Source organism: Streptomyces sp. NPDC046909 (assembly GCF_040644695.1).
In the GTDB taxonomy this organism is placed as follows: Bacteria; Actinomycetota; Actinomycetes; order Streptomycetales; family Streptomycetaceae; genus Streptomyces.
Genome location: NZ_JBEYXC010000004.1, coordinates 47,216 through 62,776, shown reverse-complemented (window position 1 = coordinate 62,776; position 15,561 = coordinate 47,216). Strand labels below are relative to the sequence as shown.

Annotated in this window: 16 protein-coding genes; 10 read left to right on the top strand and 6 right to left on the bottom strand. The window is 70.7% G+C overall.

Annotation, left to right across the window (positions count from 1 at the left end; translation table 11 throughout):
* Window positions 1–46: 46 nt before the first annotated feature.
* Complete coding sequence (locus ABZ928_RS13355; protein ID WP_361517754.1) at window positions 47–1,543, bottom strand: oligopeptide:H+ symporter; 1,497 nt, start codon at window positions 1,541–1,543, stop codon at window positions 47–49.
* Between the two features lie 326 nt (window positions 1,544–1,869).
* Between ABZ928_RS13355 and ABZ928_RS13350 the strand changes: the two genes are divergently transcribed.
* Window positions 1,870–2,547, top strand: a complete 678-nt coding sequence (locus ABZ928_RS13350; protein WP_171140613.1) for a response regulator transcription factor — start codon at window positions 1,870–1,872, stop codon at window positions 2,545–2,547.
* A 9-nt stretch (window positions 2,548–2,556) separates the two neighbouring features.
* Complete coding sequence (locus tag ABZ928_RS13345; protein ID WP_361517751.1) at window positions 2,557–3,831, top strand: ATP-binding protein; 1,275 nt, start codon at window positions 2,557–2,559, stop codon at window positions 3,829–3,831.
* Window positions 3,832–3,844: 13 nt separating this feature from the next.
* Here ABZ928_RS13345 and ABZ928_RS13340 read toward each other — a convergent pair whose 3' ends face one another.
* Window positions 3,845–4,360 (bottom strand): GtrA family protein, encoded by a 516-nt coding sequence (locus ABZ928_RS13340; RefSeq protein WP_361517749.1) that lies wholly within the window; start codon window positions 4,358–4,360, stop codon window positions 3,845–3,847.
* Between the two features lie 186 nt (window positions 4,361–4,546).
* Here ABZ928_RS13340 and ABZ928_RS13335 point away from each other — a divergent pair, with 186 nt between their 5' ends.
* From ABZ928_RS13335 to ABZ928_RS13320, 4 genes are all read left to right on the top strand, one after another.
* Complete coding sequence (locus ABZ928_RS13335) at window positions 4,547–5,686, top strand: 5-(carboxyamino)imidazole ribonucleotide synthase (protein WP_361517748.1); 1,140 nt, start codon at window positions 4,547–4,549, stop codon at window positions 5,684–5,686.
* Window positions 5,683–6,207, top strand: a complete 525-nt coding sequence (gene purE, locus ABZ928_RS13330; protein ID WP_361517746.1) for a 5-(carboxyamino)imidazole ribonucleotide mutase — start codon at window positions 5,683–5,685, stop codon at window positions 6,205–6,207. The genes ABZ928_RS13335 and purE overlap by 4 nt, the downstream gene beginning before the upstream one ends.
* Window positions 6,208–6,212: 5 nt before the next feature.
* Window positions 6,213–7,391, top strand: coding sequence for a dipeptidase (locus ABZ928_RS13325; protein ID WP_361517744.1), 1,179 nt, complete (start codon window positions 6,213–6,215; stop codon window positions 7,389–7,391).
* A gap of 151 nt (window positions 7,392–7,542) precedes the next feature.
* Window positions 7,543–8,661, top strand: a complete 1,119-nt coding sequence (locus tag ABZ928_RS13320; RefSeq protein ID WP_361517742.1) for a dipeptidase — start codon at window positions 7,543–7,545, stop codon at window positions 8,659–8,661.
* 25 nt (window positions 8,662–8,686) lie between these two features.
* Here the strand turns inward: ABZ928_RS13320 and ABZ928_RS13315 are convergent, their stop codons facing one another.
* Both ABZ928_RS13315 and ABZ928_RS13310 read right to left on the bottom strand, forming a co-directional pair.
* Window positions 8,687–9,070 (bottom strand): VOC family protein, encoded by a 384-nt coding sequence (locus tag ABZ928_RS13315; protein WP_361517740.1) that lies wholly within the window; start codon window positions 9,068–9,070, stop codon window positions 8,687–8,689.
* A gap of 16 nt (window positions 9,071–9,086) precedes the next feature.
* The gene (locus ABZ928_RS13310; protein ID WP_361517738.1) at window positions 9,087–9,446 is read right to left on the bottom strand and encodes a VOC family protein; all 360 of its coding nucleotides are present in this window, start codon (window positions 9,444–9,446) and stop codon (window positions 9,087–9,089) included.
* 82 nt (window positions 9,447–9,528) lie between these two features.
* Here ABZ928_RS13310 and ABZ928_RS13305 point away from each other — a divergent pair, with 82 nt between their 5' ends.
* Entirely contained in the window at window positions 9,529–10,035 is a 507-nt protein-coding gene (locus ABZ928_RS13305) for a CGNR zinc finger domain-containing protein (RefSeq protein ID WP_361517736.1), read from the top strand.
* Window positions 10,036–10,175: 140 nt separating this feature from the next.
* Here ABZ928_RS13305 and ABZ928_RS13300 read toward each other — a convergent pair whose 3' ends face one another.
* Window positions 10,176–11,519 (bottom strand): UDP-glucose/GDP-mannose dehydrogenase family protein, encoded by a 1,344-nt coding sequence (locus tag ABZ928_RS13300; protein WP_361517734.1) that lies wholly within the window; start codon window positions 11,517–11,519, stop codon window positions 10,176–10,178.
* Between the two features lie 190 nt (window positions 11,520–11,709).
* Between ABZ928_RS13300 and ABZ928_RS13295 the strand changes: the two genes are divergently transcribed.
* Window positions 11,710–12,867, top strand: a complete 1,158-nt coding sequence (locus ABZ928_RS13295; protein WP_361517732.1) for an acyl-CoA dehydrogenase — start codon at window positions 11,710–11,712, stop codon at window positions 12,865–12,867.
* A gap of 63 nt (window positions 12,868–12,930) precedes the next feature.
* On the opposite strand, the gene ABZ928_RS13290 is transcribed toward ABZ928_RS13295, so the two are convergent.
* The gene (locus ABZ928_RS13290; protein WP_361517730.1) at window positions 12,931–13,551 is read right to left on the bottom strand and encodes a tellurium resistance protein; all 621 of its coding nucleotides are present in this window, start codon (window positions 13,549–13,551) and stop codon (window positions 12,931–12,933) included.
* Window positions 13,552–13,754: 203 nt separating this feature from the next.
* Between ABZ928_RS13290 and ABZ928_RS13285 the strand changes: the two genes are divergently transcribed.
* Both ABZ928_RS13285 and ABZ928_RS13280 read left to right on the top strand, forming a co-directional pair.
* On the top strand, window positions 13,755–15,059 hold the full coding sequence (locus ABZ928_RS13285; protein ID WP_361517729.1) for a methyl-accepting chemotaxis protein: 1,305 nt from the start codon (window positions 13,755–13,757) through the stop codon (window positions 15,057–15,059).
* The gene (locus ABZ928_RS13280; protein WP_361517727.1) at window positions 15,056–15,541 is read left to right on the top strand and encodes a hypothetical protein; all 486 of its coding nucleotides are present in this window, start codon (window positions 15,056–15,058) and stop codon (window positions 15,539–15,541) included. The genes ABZ928_RS13285 and ABZ928_RS13280 overlap by 4 nt, the downstream gene beginning before the upstream one ends.
* Window positions 15,542–15,561 lie beyond the last annotated feature (20 nt).

The following is a 15,561-nucleotide window of genomic DNA, read 5'->3' as shown; positions in this document are numbered from 1 at the left end:
AGTGCACGGGGGCCGCCTCAAGCAAAGCGAGTCAAGCAGGGCGTCGTCAGTGGACGCTGCCCATGAGCTCCTTGACCCGGTTCCGGTACATCCACACGGCGACACCGGCGATCACGGCGAGCGTGGCCTCCAGGGCGACGATCCCCGTCTTGTTGAGGTCGACCCCGGCGATGGACAGAAGCCCCGTCGTCGCGTCGCCCGCCGTCACGGCCAGGAACCACACGCCCATCATCTGCGAGGCGTACTTCGCGGGAGCCATCTTCGTCGTCACGGAAAGACCCACCGGGGACAGCAGCAGCTCGCCCACGGTCTGGACGAAGTAGATCGCCACCAGCCACATCGCCGCGGCCTTGTGACCGCCCTCGGCGATCGAGAGCGGGGCGAGGAAGAGGAAGAAGGACGCGCCCACGAGGACCAGGCCGGACGCGAACTTCACGATCGTGCTGGGCTCCTTGCCGCGGCGGTTCAGGGCGAGCCAGAACCAGGCGAAGACCGGGGCCAGGGCCATGATGAGGACCGGGTTGACCGACTGGTACCAGGAGACCGGGAACTCCCAGCCGAAGATGGTGTTGTCGGCGGAGGAGTCCGCGAAGATCGACAGGGTCGAGCCGCCCTGGTCGTAGATCATCCAGAAGACGGCCGCGGCGACGAAGAACCAGATGTACGCCGACATCGACTTCTGCTCGGTGCGGTCGAGGTCCTTGTCACGCTTGATGCGGGCCAGCACCATCACCGGGATGATCAGGCCGAGCAGGGTCAGCGGGACCAGGATCCAGTTCAGGGTGTAGTGGCCGGAGAAGCCGACGATCGCGTAGAAGACGACGGCGATGCCCGCCCAGATCGCCGCCTTGCGGAGCGTGGACGCCTTCTCCGTCTCCGACAGCGGGGTCGGGACGACGCTGGAGCGGTCCGCGAGGTGGCGGGAGCCGATCAGGAACTGGGCGAGGCCCAGGGCCATGCCGAGCGCGGCGAGGGCGAAGCCCAGGTGCCAGTTGACGTTCTCACCGATGGTGCCGATGACCAGCGGCGCGGCGAACGCGCCGAGGTTGATGCCCATGTAGAAGACGGTGAAGCCGCCGTCGCGGCGCGGGTCGTCCGGGCCGTCGTAGAGGTGGCCGACCATCGTGGAGATGTTGGCCTTCAGGAGGCCGGAGCCGATCGCCACCAGGCCTAGGCCCGCGTAGAACGTGCCGGAGGACGGCAGGGCCAGCGTCAGGTGGCCGAGCATGATCACGCCACCGGCGACGGCGACGGTCTTGCGGGGGCCCCAGACGCGGTCGCCGAACCAGCCGCCCGGGAGGGCGAGCAGGTACACGAGCGACACGTACACGGAGTAGATCGCGGTCGCGGTCGCGGCGCTCAGGTGGAGGCCGCCCGGGGCGACGAGGTACAGCGGGAGGAGAGCCCTCATGCCGTAGTAGGAGAAACGCTCCCACATCTCGGTCATGAAGAGAGTGGCCAGTCCGCGGGGGTGGCCGAAGAAGGTCTGCTCGGTGCCGGGGGTGCCCGGGCGGGCCGAGTCCTTCGTCAGGCTGGACGCCATTGGTCGTTCCTTGCTGGTGGGGACGCGCAACGTGTTCAAGGCTGGCGGTGGCCGGCCCGCACACAAAAGAGACCTTCAGCGTGAACTGCTTTGCCAAAGGTCCCCGTGCTGCAAAAGGCGTCTTTCACCATACGGCAGGACAGTGCCGGAAATGGAAGGACTTGAGACATGGATCACAGGCTCCCGTGGAACCGTACACACTTTTCTAAGGTTCTTACGGCCCTCTCACCATCGAGACATAGGTTCGCACCAAATCGCCCCAAGGTAAGAATCACGGGCTTGCGATCACACCCCAGCTTCTGGCAGGCGCGGTCTACCATCAGCTCATGACCCGTGTACTGCTCGCCGAGGACGACGCGTCCATCTCGGAGCCGCTGGCCCGCGCACTGCGCCGGGAAGGGTACGAGGTCGAGGTGCGCGAGGACGGCCCCACCGCGCTCGACGCCGGCATCCAGGGCGGCATCGATCTGGTCGTGCTGGACCTCGGACTCCCCGGTATGGACGGCCTCGAAGTGGCCCGCCGACTGCGCGCCGAAGGCCTCACCGTCCCGATCCTCATCCTGACCGCGCGCGCGGACGAGGTGGACACCGTCGTGGGCCTCGACGCCGGCGCCGACGACTACGTCACCAAGCCGTTCCGCCTCGCCGAACTGCTCGCCCGCGTCCGGGCCCTGCTGCGGCGCGGCGCCGCCGAGCCGGCCCAGCCGCCCGCCACGCACGGCGTGCGCATCGACGTCGAGTCGCACCGCGCCTGGATGGGCGACGAGGAACTCCAGCTCACCGCCAAGGAGTTCGACCTGCTGCGGGTGCTCGTGCGCGACGCCGGGCGGGTCGTCACCCGGGACCAGCTGATGCGGGAGGTCTGGGACACCACCTGGTGGTCGTCGACCAAGACCCTCGACATGCACATCTCCTGGCTGCGCAAGAAGCTCGGTGACGACGCCGCGAACCCGCGGTACATCGCCACCGTGCGAGGCGTCGGCTTCCGGTTCGAGAAGAGTTAGTCGGCCTCCGTGCGTCGTCGTCTCATCCAGTCCACGCTCGCCGTGGTCCTGGTCGTCATCGCCGTCTTCGGTGTCTCGCTCGTCATCGTCGAGACGCGCACCATCAGCAACAGCGCGCAGGAACGGGTCGACTCCGAGGCCGTACGGCTGGCCAGCATCGTGGACAGCCGGCTGCTCGGCGCGCAGACCGTCGACGCGGAGGTGCTGAAGGAACAGGTCGCCGGGGAGCGGTACGCCGTCATCCGCATCCCCGGCGAACCCGTCATCGAGGTCGGCGCCAAACCGGCCGGCGACGTCATCAGCGCCACCGAGAAGGGCGAGGAGGGCGAGACGGTCACCGTCCAGGAGCCCCGCTCGTCCGTCACCCGGGAAGTCGGCCGGACCCTCCTGATCATCGGCGCCGTCGCGCTCCTCGCCGTCATCGCCGCCGTCCTGCTCGCCGTACGCCAGGCCAACAAACTGGCCTCGCCCCTCACCGACCTCGCCGAGACCGCCGAACGCCTCGGCTCCGGCGACCCGCGGCCCCGGCACAAGCGGTACGGCGTCCACGAGCTCGACCGGGTCGCCGACGTCCTCGACTCCTCCGCCGAACGCATCGCCCGCATGCTCACCGCGGAACGCCGCCTCGCCGCGGACGCCTCCCACCAGCTGCGTACGCCCCTGACGGCCCTCTCCATGCGGCTTGAGGAGATCACCCTCACCGACGACCCGGACACGGTGAAGGAAGAGGCGACGATCGCCCTGACACAGGTGGAACGCCTGACGGACGTCGTCGAGCGGCTGCTGACGAACGCCCGCGACCCGCGCACCGGCTCCGCCGTCTCCTTCGACCTCGACGAGGTCATCCAGCAGCAGCTCGCCGAGTGGCGGCCCGCGTACCGCAGCGCCGGGCGGGCCATCGTCAGCTCCGGCAAGCGGCATCTGCGGGCGGTCGGTACGCCGGGGGCGGTAGCCCAGGTGCTGGCGGCGCTGATCGAGAACTCGCTCATGCACGGCGGGGGCACGGTCGCGCTGCGCACCCGCGTGACCGGGAACCAGGCCGTCATCGAGGTCACCGACGAAGGGCCCGGGGTGCCCGCGGACCTCGGTGCGCGGATCTTCGAGCGGGCGATCAGCGGGCGGAACTCGACCGGCATCGGGCTGGCCGTGGCCCGGGATCTGGCCGAGGCGGACGGGGGGCGGCTGGAGATGCTTCAGGCTCAGCCGGCCGTGTTCGGCCTGTTCCTGTCGCGGACGCCTCTGAAGAAGCCGACGGTGGAGGAGCCGGAGCCCACGGTCCGCTGAGGCTTCGGGGCGCCTAAGGGACCCTCTGACCGGACCGCGGCCTCGCCACCCGCTTCCGGTCCGCCTCCTCCAGCAGCGACTCCGCGCTCGCCACCAGCTCCGGTGCCGGCAGGGCCTTGAAGACCCAGCTGCGGTAGGACCAGAAGCGGAACGCCGTCGCGATGCCGATGCCGAGGAACTTGAAGACATTGCTCTGGAGCGGGCTGTCCCAGCCGAATCCGTACGTCGCCGCGTAGAGCACGCCGTTCTCGATGACCAGGCCGACCGCGCTGAACAGCAGGAACAGGGTCAGTTCCTTGGTACGGCCGCTCTTGTCGCGGTCCCGGTACGTGAAGTAGCGGAAGCCGATGTAGTTGAAGACGATCGCGACGACCGTGGCGATCACGCTGGCGCGGACCACCGGAAGCTCGGTGAGATGCCGTACGAGGTTGAAGACGGCGAGATTGACAAGGAGCCCCGCGCCACCCACGGCGCCGAACTTGGCGACTTCGCGGAAGAGCCTGCGCAGCCCTGAGGAACCACGTCCCATGGTCGTACAGGCCCCCAGTCGGTCGGCAGTCAGACGGTACGAGTCGTCTTCGTCAACCCAGCCATGCTAACCATCCCCCTTGTCGGTTGCCTGTGGACGACTTCACATAGCTGTAAAGCAGCTGGTAAGAGAAGTGCGAAGGGGAGCGGAAATCAGCCGCCGTGGCGCGGCGGATACCCTGGGGGCGTGACGTTCCCGGTAGTCGGCATGGTCGGCGGGGGCCAGCTCGCTCGTATGACACACGAGGCGGGCATCCCGCTCGGCATCAAATTCAAGCTCCTCAGTGACACCCCTCAGGATTCCGCGGCGCAGGTCGTAGGCGAAGTCGTCATCGGCGACTATCGCGATCTCGACACGCTGCGTGACTTCGCGAGGGGCTGCGATGTGATCACTTTCGATCACGAACACGTACCCACCGAGCATCTGCGTGCCCTGGAGGCCGACGGCATCCCCGTCCGCCCCGGGCCCGACGCGCTCGTGCACGCCCAGGACAAGGGCGTGATGCGGGCCAAGCTCGACGCGATCGGGGTGCCGTGCCCACGGCACCGGATCGTGAGCGACCCGGCGGATGTCGCCGCCTTCGCCGCGGAGGGGGACGGCTTCCCGGTCGTCCTGAAGACCGTCCGCGGTGGCTACGACGGCAAGGGCGTGTGGGTCGTGGACTCGGTGGAGGAGGCCGCCGACCCCTTCCGGGCCGGTGTCCCCGTCCTCGCCGAGGAGAAGGTCGACTTCCTCCGCGAGCTCGCCGCCAACGTCGTACGGTCGCCGCACGGCCAGGCCGTCGCCTACCCGGTCGTCGAGTCGCAGCAGGTCAACGGCGTGTGCGACACGGTCATCGCGCCCGCGCCCGACCTCGACGAGACCCTCGCCCTGCGGGCCGAGGAGATGGCCCTGCGCATCGCCAAGGAACTGGACGTCGTCGGCCACCTCGCCGTCGAGCTGTTCCAGACCCGCGACGGGCGCATCCTCGTCAACGAGCTCGCGATGCGCCCGCACAACAGCGGCCACTGGACGCAGGACGGCGCGATCACCAGCCAGTTCGCCAACCACGTCCGGGCCGTCCTGGACCTGCCCCTCGGCGACCCGCGGCCCCGTGCCAAGTGGACCGTCATGGCGAACGTCCTCGGCGGCGACTACCCGGACATGTACTCCGCGTATCTGCACTGCATGGCCCGCGACCCCCAGCTGAAGATCCACATGTACGGCAAGGACGTGAAGCCGGGCCGTAAGGTCGGCCACGTCAACACCTACGGCGACGACCTGGACGACGTCCTGGAGCGCGCACGTCACGCAGCCGGATACCTGAGAGGCACGATCACAGAATGAGCCCAGTCGTAGGCATCGTCATGGGGTCGGACTCCGACTGGCCCGTCATGGAGGCCGCCGCCCAGGCCCTCGACGAGTTCGAGATCGCGTACGAGGTCGACGTCGTCTCCGCGCACCGCATGCCGCGCGAGATGATCGCGTACGGCGAGGAGGCGGCCGGACGCGGCATCAAGGTGATCATCGCCGGTGCCGGTGGCGCCGCCCACCTTCCCGGCATGCTCGCCTCCGTGACCCCGCTGCCGGTCATCGGCGTCCCGGTGCCGCTGAAGTACCTCGACGGCATGGACTCGCTGCTGTCGATCGTGCAGATGCCGGCGGGTGTCCCGGTGGCCACCGTCTCGGTCGCCGGTGCCCGTAACGCGGGCCTCCTCGCGGCCCGGATCCTCGCCGCCCACGACGAGGAACTCCTCGGCCGGATGCGGGAGTTCCAGCAGGAACTCAACGACCAGGCCACCGAGAAGGGCAAGCGGCTGCGCGCCAAGGTCGAGGGGCCGGGCAACGGCTTCGGTTTCGGGAAGTGACGGCCGTGAGCGCACTGGAGACCGCCCGGGAACTCCTCGCCGAGTTCCCGGTCGTCGACGGCCACAACGACCTGCCCTGGGCGCTGCGCGAGCAGGTCCGCTACGACCTCGACGCCCGGGACATCGCCACCGACCAGAGCGCCCACCTCCACACCGACCTCGCCCGCCTGCGGGCCGGTGGCGTGGGCGCGCAGTACTGGTCGGTGTACGTCCGCTCGGACCTGCCCGACGCGGTGCCCTCGACGCTCGAACAGATCGACTGCGTACGGCAGTTGATCGACCGTCACCCGGCCGACCTGCGGGCCGCGCTGACGGCGGCGGACATGGAGGCGGCGCGCGCGGAGGGCCGTATCGCCTCCCTCATGGGGGCCGAGGGCGGTCACTCCATCGCCAACTCCCTCGCCACGCTCCGCGCGTTGTACGCGCTCGGCGTCCGCTACATGACCCTCACCCACAACGACAACAACGACTGGGCGGACTCGGCGACGGACGCGCCGAACGTCGGCGGTCTGTCGGCCTTCGGCCGTGAGGTCGTGCGGGAGATGAACCGCGAGGGCATGCTCGTCGACCTGTCGCACGTGGCGGCCACGACGATGCGGGCCGCGCTGGACACGTCCGTGGCGCCGGTGATCTTCTCCCACTCCTCGTCCCGGGCGGTCTGCGACCATCCGCGCAACATCCCGGACGACGTCCTGGAGCGCCTGCCGGTCAACGGCGGCATGGCGATGGTGACGTTCGTGCCGAAGTTCGTGCTCCAGGCGGCGGTCGACTGGACGGCCGCGGCGGACGAGAACATGCGCGCCCACGGCTTCCACCACCTCGCCACGACCCCCGACGCGATGAAGGTCCACCGCGCCTTCGAGGAGCGCACCCCGCGCCCCATCGCCACGGCCGCCACCGTCGCCGACCACCTCGACCACATGCGCGAGGTCGCGGGCATCGACCACCTCGGCATCGGCGGCGACTACGACGGCACCGCCTTCACCCCGGACGGCCTGGACGACGTATCCGGCTACCCCAACCTGATCGCCGAACTCCTCGACCGCGGCTGGTCCAAGTCCGACCTGGCCAAGCTCACTTGGCGGAACGCGGTACGGGTCCTGGGCGCCGCGGAGGACGTGGCCCGGGAGCTCCGGGCGACACGCTCGCCGTCCAACGCGACGATCGAGTCGCTCGACGGCTGAGCCCTCCCGGGGGTACGGGAGGACCCCGGGGGTACGGGCGGCCCGGCCCCCGTACCCCCGAACGCCCCACCCACCAGGAAGCCCTCCGCGCTCCGTGCGACGGTGACCGTACTGCTGATCATGTCGCCGATCACGACGTACGGAGCCCGCCATGGCAGACCTCCAGGACGAACTGCACACCACCACCGAGGTCGGCGAGCTCGACGACCTGCCCGACCCCTTCGCGGCCCCGGAGCCCTACACGCCGGTCTCCGACCCGGATACCGAGCCCCTGGAGCGGGCGCACGCGATCCTCGCCGCGCATCCCGTCGCCGACGGGTACAGCGGCCTGCCGTGGGCCCTGCGGCACCTGCCGTGGTTCGACCTGGAACTCGGCGAGAGCTCCGTGGACACCGATGTGCCGCGGCTGCGCGAAGGGCACGTCGGCGCGCTGTTCTGGTCGCTGCACCTGCCCGAGAGCATCGGCGGCGACCGGGCCGTCGGCGCCACGCTGGAGCAGCTGGACCTCGTGAAGACCGTCGTCGGGGCGCATCCGGAGGGGCTGCGGCTCGCCCGGACCTCCGGGGAGACCGCCGACGTACGGCACTGCGGCCGGATCGCCGTCCTGCTCGGGCCCGCCGGAGCCGCCGCCCTCGGCGACTCGCTCGGCATCCTGCGCTCACTGCACGCCCTCGGGCTGCGCGTCCTCACCCTCACCGGGGTGAGCTGGGCGAGCGAGGCGGGGCTGACCCGGTTCGGCGAGGAGGTGCTGCGCGAGATGAACCGGCTCGGCGTCCTCGCCGACCTCTCCGGCGCCTCCGCCGACACCGTCCGCCGCGCGATCGCCGTCTCCAAGGCGCCCGTCGTGTGCACCCGCTCCGCCGCCCGCGCCCTGCGCCCCCACCCCGCCAACCTCCCCGACGAACTGCTCGTCGAGCTGGGCGCCGCCAAGGGCCTGTGCATGGTGCCGCTCACCGCCGAGCAGACCGGCCCGTCCGTCCGCGACGTCGCCGACCACCTCGACCACGTCCGCACCCTCGCGGGCGCCGAGTGCGTAGGCCTCTCCGGCACCTACGACGCCGGCACCGCCCACCCCCAGGACCTCGCCGACGCCTCCTGCTACCCGCACCTCATCGCCGAGCTGCTGCGACGCGGCTGGTCGGAGGCCGACATCGCCCTGCTGACCTGGGGCAACGTCCAGCGAGTGCTACGGGGCTCCGACTTCACGGCACGCGCGGCGCGGGAGCGGCGGGAGCCGTCGACGGCGAAGATCTCGGACCTGGACGGGTAGGTCCGAGGACGGGTGGACCCGCCCGCTACGGGTGCTCGATCCGGCAGAGGCAGAACGGATGCCCCGCCGGATCGGCGTACACCCGGAAGTCCTCCACGTCCGCCACGAGCAGCGGCCGCGCCCCGAGCCCCAGCACCGTCTTCTCCGCCGCGTCCACCTCCTCCCAGGTGGACCCGGCGTCGAGGTCGAGGTGGAACTGCTGGGCGTTGCCGCCCTCGCGCGGCCAGGACGGGGGCTGGAACCCCGGTTCGAGATTGAAGGCGAGCCGCGGCACGCCGGGTGCCTCCAGGACCACCCAGTCGGCATCCTCGACGCGGGGCGTGCCGCCGACGATCGCCGCGTAGAACTGGGCGAGCGCGAGCGGGTCGGGGCAGTCGATCACGACGGAGCGGAAACGTGCCACAGTCACGGCGGACCCTCCTGATTCAGCAGGCGCAGAGACAGAACGGGTGCCCCGCCGGGTCCGCGTACACACGCCAGGTGCGGGCGCGGTCGTCGGCGTCCAGGGTCTTCGCGCCGAGCGCCAGCACCTCCTTCTCGGCCGCGTCCATGTCCTCGACCGTCAGGTCCAGGTGGAACTGCTGCGAGTGCTCCGGCGACGGCCACCGCGGCGCCACGAACCCGGATGCCGCCTGGAAGGCCAGCGCCTGTCCGCCGGGCACCTTCAGATCCACCCAGTCTCCGTCACCCTCCACGGTGCCTCCCAGGACCCCGGCGTAGAACTCGGCCAGTGCACGGGGGTCAGGACAGTCCAGGACGACGACGCCCAGCTTGGCGAGAGCCATGACTTCCTCCAGTGTTACCTCTAGAAGCGGTCAAGCAGTAACTGTTACTGCATGCTGCCGTAGAAGCGGTAACGTCGCAAGCATGAGTGAGAGATCGGCCGCACCGGGAGGCCTGGCTCTGGTCGAGGCCCTGGTGAACACGCTGGACATCGAGTCGGGCGCGGACGCCCTCGACACGGCGGACGGCCGCGCGCGGTTCGGTCTGGCGGACGGCGCCGACGACGTCGTACGAGCTCGTGAACTGCGCGAATCGCTGCGTGCGGCCCTGCTCGCGCATGCCGGGCACCCGCCGCACCGCGAGGTGACCCCGCTGGGCGAGCTGCTGGCGGCGGCGCCGCTGGTCCTGAAAGTCGACGAGGAGGACGGGTCCGCCGCGCTCACCGCGGCCGACGGGCGCCCCCTGCTCTCTCGCGTCGCCGCGGCCGTCGCGGAAGCCCTGGTCGAGGGGACCTGGCAGCGGCTGAAGGCCTGCGAGGCCGCCACCTGCCACTGGGCGTACTACGACCGCAGCCCCGCCGGACGCGGCCGCTGGTGCTCGATGCAGGTCTGCGGAGCCCGCGCGAAGATGCGCCGCTACCGGGCCAAGTAGGCCTGCTGGAGCGGACGTTGCCGGGTCCCCGCTCCCCGTGTGGGGAAGTGGTGCAGAATGCGGGAAGGCGCCGGTTCGGCCGACTGAGCCTCGGCCGAACCGGCGCCGCCTGTACGACCGGGGACTGAAACAACCAGGGACTAGGCCGTCGGGCGGCCCATCGCCCGGAACTGCCACCCCGCCTTGCGCCACACCTCCGGGTCCAGCGCGTTGCGTCCGTCGAGGATCAGCCGCGTCGCCGCCACCTCGCCCAGGGCCGCCGGGTCCAGCTCGCGGAACTCCCGCCACTCCGTGAGATGCAGTACGACGTCGGCGCCCCGGACCGCCGCCACGGCGGAGTCGGCGTAGCCGAGGGTCGGGAAGACCTGGCGGGCGTTGGCCATGCCCTTGGGGTCGTACACCGTCACCTGGCCGCCCTGGAGGTGGATCTGCCCGGCGACGTTCAGCGCGGGGGAGTCCCGTACGTCGTCCGAGTCGGGCTTGAAGGTGGCGCCGAGCACCGCGACCCGCTTGCCGAGGAATGAACCGCCGCCCAGCGCCTGCCGCGCCAGCTCCACCATCTGCCCGCGCTGGCGCATGTTGATCGAGTCGATCTCGCGGAGGAAGGACAGCGCCTGGTCGGCGCCCAGCTCACCGGCGCGCGCCAGGAACGCCCGGATGTCCTTGGGCAGACAGCCGCCGCCGAAGCCGATACCGGCCCGCAGGAACTTCTTCCCGATCCGGTCGTCGTACCCGATCGCCTCGGCCAGCTTGGCGACATCGCCGCCCGCGGCCTCGCACACCTCCGCCATCGCGTTGATGAAGGAGATCTTGGTGGCGAGGAAGGAGTTCGCGGAGGTCTTCACCAGCTCGGCGGTCGGGAAGTCCGTGACCACGAACGGCGTCCCCTCGCCGACCGGCGTCGCGTACACCTCGCGCAGCAGTTTCTCCGCCCGCTCGCTGCGCACCCCGACCACGATCCGGTCGGGGTGCAGCGTGTCGTCCACGGCGAAGCCCTCCCGCAGGAACTCCGGGTTCCAGGCCAGCTCGGCGTCCGCGCCGGCGGGCGCGTGCTCGGCGAGGTAGGTCGCGAGACGGTCGGCGGAACCGACCGGGACGGTGGACTTGCCGACGACGAGGGCGGGGCCGGTGAGGTGCGGGGCGAGGGAGGCGATCGCGGAGTCGACGTAGGACATGTCGGCGGCGAACTCGCCGTGCCGCTGCGGAGTGTTCACACAGACGAAGTGGACGTCACCGAACGCACCGACCTCGGCGAAGTCCATGGTGAAGCGCAGCCGCCCGGTGGAGCCCTCGATCCCGGCGACATGCTTGCGCAGCAGGTCCTCCAGGCCGGGCTCGTACATGGGGACCTCGCCGCGCTGGAGCATGGCGATCTTCTCGGGTACGACGTCAAGACCGAGCACCTCGAAACCGAGTTCGGCCATGGCCGCGGCGTGGGTGGCGCCGAGGTAGCCGGTGCCGACCACGGTGATCTTGAGGCTCATGGGTGCTCCAGAGAGGGACGTCGTTCGGTGCGCTGACCGATCCTAGTCGGGGCGTGGCGGAGCCCTTCCGCGGGCACTTTTCCCTCTGTCGCCAAGCTCACGTATCACTCCCGTGGGCGGGCCCCTAAAATTTGAGTTACTTAACGGTAATTAGCGTCGGCAACGCAGCGCATTTGGAGCGTGAGACACCTTGGCCGGATCGGCTGACTTCGACCTGTACCGCCCGTCCGAGGAGCACGACATGCTCCGAGACGCCATCCGCTCGCTGGCCGAGGCGAAGATCGCGCCGTACGCCGCCGCGGTGGACGAGGAGGCGCGCTTCCCGCGCGAGGCCCTCGACGCTCTGGTCGCGAACGACCTGCACGCCGTGCACGTACCCGAGGAGTACGGCGGCGCGGGCGCGGACGCGCTGGCCACGGTGATCGTGATCGAGGAGGTCGCGCGCGTCTGCGTGAGCTCCTCCCTCATCCCCGCGGTGAACAAGCTGGGCTCGCTCCCGGTGATCCTCTCCGGCTCCGAGGAGCTGAAGAAGAAGTACATGACCCCGCTCGCCAAGGGCGACGGCATGTTCTCCTACTGCCTCTCCGAGCCCGACGCGGGCTCCGACGCGGCCGGCATGAAGACCAAGGCGGTCCGCGACGGCGACCACTGGATCCTCAACGGCGTGAAGCGCTGGATCACCAACGCGGGCGAGTCCGAGTACTACACGGTGATGGCCGTGACGGACCCGACGAAGCGCTCGAAGGGCATCTCGGCGTTCGTGGTGGAGAAGTCCGACGAGGGCGTCTCCTTCGGCGCCCCCGAGAAGAAGCTCGGCATCAAGGGCTCCCCGACCCGCGAGGTCTACCTCGACAACGTCCGCATCCCCGCCGACCGCATGATCGGCGAGGAGGGCACGGGCTTCGCCACGGCGATGAAGACGCTGGACCACACGCGGATCACGATCGCGGCGCAGGCCCTCGGTGTCGCCCAGGGCGCCCTCGACTACGCCAAGGGCTACGTCCAGGAGCGCAAGCAGTTCGGCAAGGCCATCGCCGACTTCCAGGGCATCCAGTTCATGCTCGCCGACATGGCCATGAAGATCGCCGCCGCCCGCGCCCTGACCTACCAGGCCGCGGCCGCCTCCGAGCGCGGCGACAAGGACCTCACCTTCCAGGGCGCGGCGGCCAAGTGCTTCGCCTCGGACGTGGCGATGGAGGTCACCACGGACGCGGTCCAGCTGCTGGGCGGGTACGGGTACACCCGTGACTACCCGGTCGAGCGCATGATGCGCGATGCGAAAATCACACAAATTTACGAGGGTACGAACCAGGTCCAGCGGATCGTGATGGCCCGCAACCTGCCGTAACGGCCGAACGGTGAGGGGCGCCCGGATATATGTCCGGGCGCCCCTCACCGTTTCGAGAGCGGTTCAGTCCTTCGTCATCCACACCCAGTCGAACCCGAACCCGTACGCCCGGTCCATCCGCTCCTGGACGGACTGCCGCCGGGTCCCGGTGAACCAGCGGACCTCCCGGCGCACCGCCAGCCCGTCCGGTTCCGGCGTGGCCAGCGCGATGGCGCAGCCCGTGGCGCCGTCGGGGGAGTCGTCGAGGGCGATGCGGAAGCCGCCGGAGGGCGCGGTGACGGTGGCGACGGCGCCCAGGCGCCGGAAGTCCACCGCGCCCTCGTACACGTAGACGTAGAACAGCAGTTGCCGGAAGTGCTCGCGCCGTGCGAGGTCGACCCGGACCGTCTCCCCGTCGGCGGAGGCGCCGGTGCGGTCGTCCTGGTCGAGTGCCACGTACGGCCACTGCGTGAGCGAGCCGAACGCGTTGCCGAGCGGCTGCACCGCGAGGCCGGAGCCGTCGGCGCAGGCGACCAGGCAGCCGAGGTCGAGGTCCGCCTCCGTCGCCGCCGACCAGTTGAGGTTCACCTGGAGTACGCCGCGCCCGGCGACCCGGGCCCGTGGCGCCGCCTTCGTCAGCACCAGGTCGGTGCGCGCGGCGGGCCTCAGGCGGATGGTGCCGCGCGGGCGGCCGTCGTCGCTCAACTTCGCCCCCTTGTCACGCCGCTCGGTAGTCGGGCGTGTGCCGGGAGTTTATGCGGGGCGCGTGCGTCGGGTAGTACTCTCTGATCCTTCGGTCGCACGTCGGGTGCGTGTGAACCGGCGGGGGCACGGGGGCACTTGGTACGGGTGGGGATCCACCGGTGTCGTCAACTCGCCCTCTCGTCCGTCGTGTTGTGGGGGTGGGCATGCCGGCAGGCAGCCTGATGGACCGTCATGTGGTCGCGCAGAGCATCAAGGATCTGGCCGAACGGCCCGCGCTGGAGACCCGGAGACAAGAACTGACCGCGCTCGCGGACGCGTTGGGCTCCCAGGACACCGGCGCGCTCGAACCGTGGACCGAACTCGACCTGCTCGCCGCCTACGCCCGGCCGGAGAGCGTCCACGCGGCCACCGGCCGGCCGGCGGAACCCAGGGTCTGGTCCTACGCCGAGGCGGTGCTGGGCGCGCTGGTCTTCGTGCCGCTGACCATCACCTGGTACGGGCTGACCCGGGCGTCCAGCGCGTACGGCGCCCTGACCGGGGCGGACCCGAAGGCCGCCTCCCGGCCGTTCCTCCAGCTGTGGCAGTCCGGCTTCGAGGGGCATCTCACCGGTCTGTTCACCTTCGGCCATGTGGCGATGAGCGCCACGGTCGCCATCCTCGTCCTGCTGACGCTGGTCCTCGTGCACGGTCTGCGCCGGTCCGCCGTGGCCCGCCGGGAGGAGGCCGCCGAGCAGGGCGCCCAGGAGCTGATGGCGCTCCTCGTCCCGGCGCTCACCCGCGCCCAGCTGCTGCTGCACCAGCAACGGCTCGCCTCTCCGCAGCGCTTCGCCGCCGAGCTGACCGCGGCCGCCACGACCCTCAACAAGCTGGGCAACAAGGCCCTGCGCGTCCAGAAGGACCTGTCCACGGCGGCCACGGTCGTGGGCGACGCGGTGGAGTCCGCCGAGCGCCGGCTGGCCGGTGTGGACGCCTCCGTCCGTCCCCTGGAGACCGCGGCGGGCCGGATCGAGGCCGCCGTCGGCGACGGCGCGGTGCAGGTCCGCAAGGCGCTCGACGACGTCCGCGACGCCAGCGGGGAGGTGCGCGCGGCCGTGGCGGACGCCGGGGAGCGGGTCGAGGAGTCGGTCACCGTGCTCGCGGCGTCCCAGCGCGCCTACACCACCGGTATCGAGGTCACCTCGGACGTGTCCGGGCAACTGCTCGACCGGCTCGGCGACATCGCCGAGGGCACGGCCCACGCGGTCGAGGAGTCCCGGCGCACGGTGGACGAACTGGGCTCCCAGACAGCCGCGTTGCGCACGGCGGCCGAGAGGTTCGCCGAGCTGGCCAACGAGTTGCGGGCGGACCGGGCGGACCGGGCGGACTGGTCGAACCGGTCGGACCACGCGGACCGGTCGGCGCGTACAGCCAACGGCGGCGACCCCGAGAACCCTCATGACGGCGATACCCCGGTCCCGGCCGTCGCCGTGGAGTCCGCCGGTCACGCCGTCGAGGTCCGGCCGCGGTGAAGGGCCGCAGGTTCCAGCCGCTGCACCTGGCCGGATGGCTGTTCGCGGACATGCTGCTCGTCCTCGCGCTGGTGGCGATGGGCGACCAGGGCGACCCGCTCGCGGCAGAGGCCGCCAGGCCCTCGTCGTCCGCGTCCGCCTCGGCCTCCGCGCAGCCCAAGAAGCCGGAGAACAAGGGGCCGCGGGCCGTCGTCCGCAAGCCGGTCAAGGTGGCGCTCGACGCCCGGAGCGGCGACAAGGACGCCATCGTGAGCGGGCTGCGCGAGGCGACGGCGCGCTACAAGGGCCGGCAGGCCGCCTTCGTACTGACCTTCGGCCGGCACAGCGACCCGGGGGCCGGCGGCGCCTACGCGCACGAGGTCAACTCGCTGCTGGCGAAGGCCCGTCCGGACATGTTCCGGGGAGCCACCACCCGCGACTTCTGGAAGGGCGGGGCCTCCTCGGGCCACGCCGACATCGAGATCTACTTCTACACCTACTGAGCCGCACCCACTGCGCCTCG

What these genes read in the sequence shown, in the direction of transcription:
- purE (WP_361517746.1), top strand. Translation starts at nt 5,683, where the DNA reads ATGAGCCCAGTCGTAGGCATCGTCATGGGGTCGGACTCCGACTGGCCC.
- ABZ928_RS13350 (WP_171140613.1), top strand. Translation starts at nt 1,870, where the DNA reads ATGACCCGTGTACTGCTCGCCGAGGACGACGCGTCCATCTCGGAGCCG.
- ABZ928_RS13285 (WP_361517729.1), top strand. Translation starts at nt 13,755, where the DNA reads ATGCCGGCAGGCAGCCTGATGGACCGTCATGTGGTCGCGCAGAGCATC.
- ABZ928_RS13320 (WP_361517742.1), top strand. Translation starts at nt 7,543, where the DNA reads ATGGCAGACCTCCAGGACGAACTGCACACCACCACCGAGGTCGGCGAG.
- ABZ928_RS13310 (WP_361517738.1), bottom strand. Translation starts at nt 9,446, where the DNA reads ATGGCTCTCGCCAAGCTGGGCGTCGTCGTCCTGGACTGTCCTGACCCC.
- ABZ928_RS13300 (WP_361517734.1), bottom strand. Translation starts at nt 11,519, where the DNA reads ATGAGCCTCAAGATCACCGTGGTCGGCACCGGCTACCTCGGCGCCACC.
- ABZ928_RS13340 (WP_361517749.1), bottom strand. Translation starts at nt 4,360, where the DNA reads ATGGGACGTGGTTCCTCAGGGCTGCGCAGGCTCTTCCGCGAAGTCGCC.
- ABZ928_RS13305 (WP_361517736.1), top strand. Translation starts at nt 9,529, where the DNA reads ATGAGTGAGAGATCGGCCGCACCGGGAGGCCTGGCTCTGGTCGAGGCC.
- ABZ928_RS13355 (WP_361517754.1), bottom strand. Translation starts at nt 1,543, where the DNA reads ATGGCGTCCAGCCTGACGAAGGACTCGGCCCGCCCGGGCACCCCCGGC.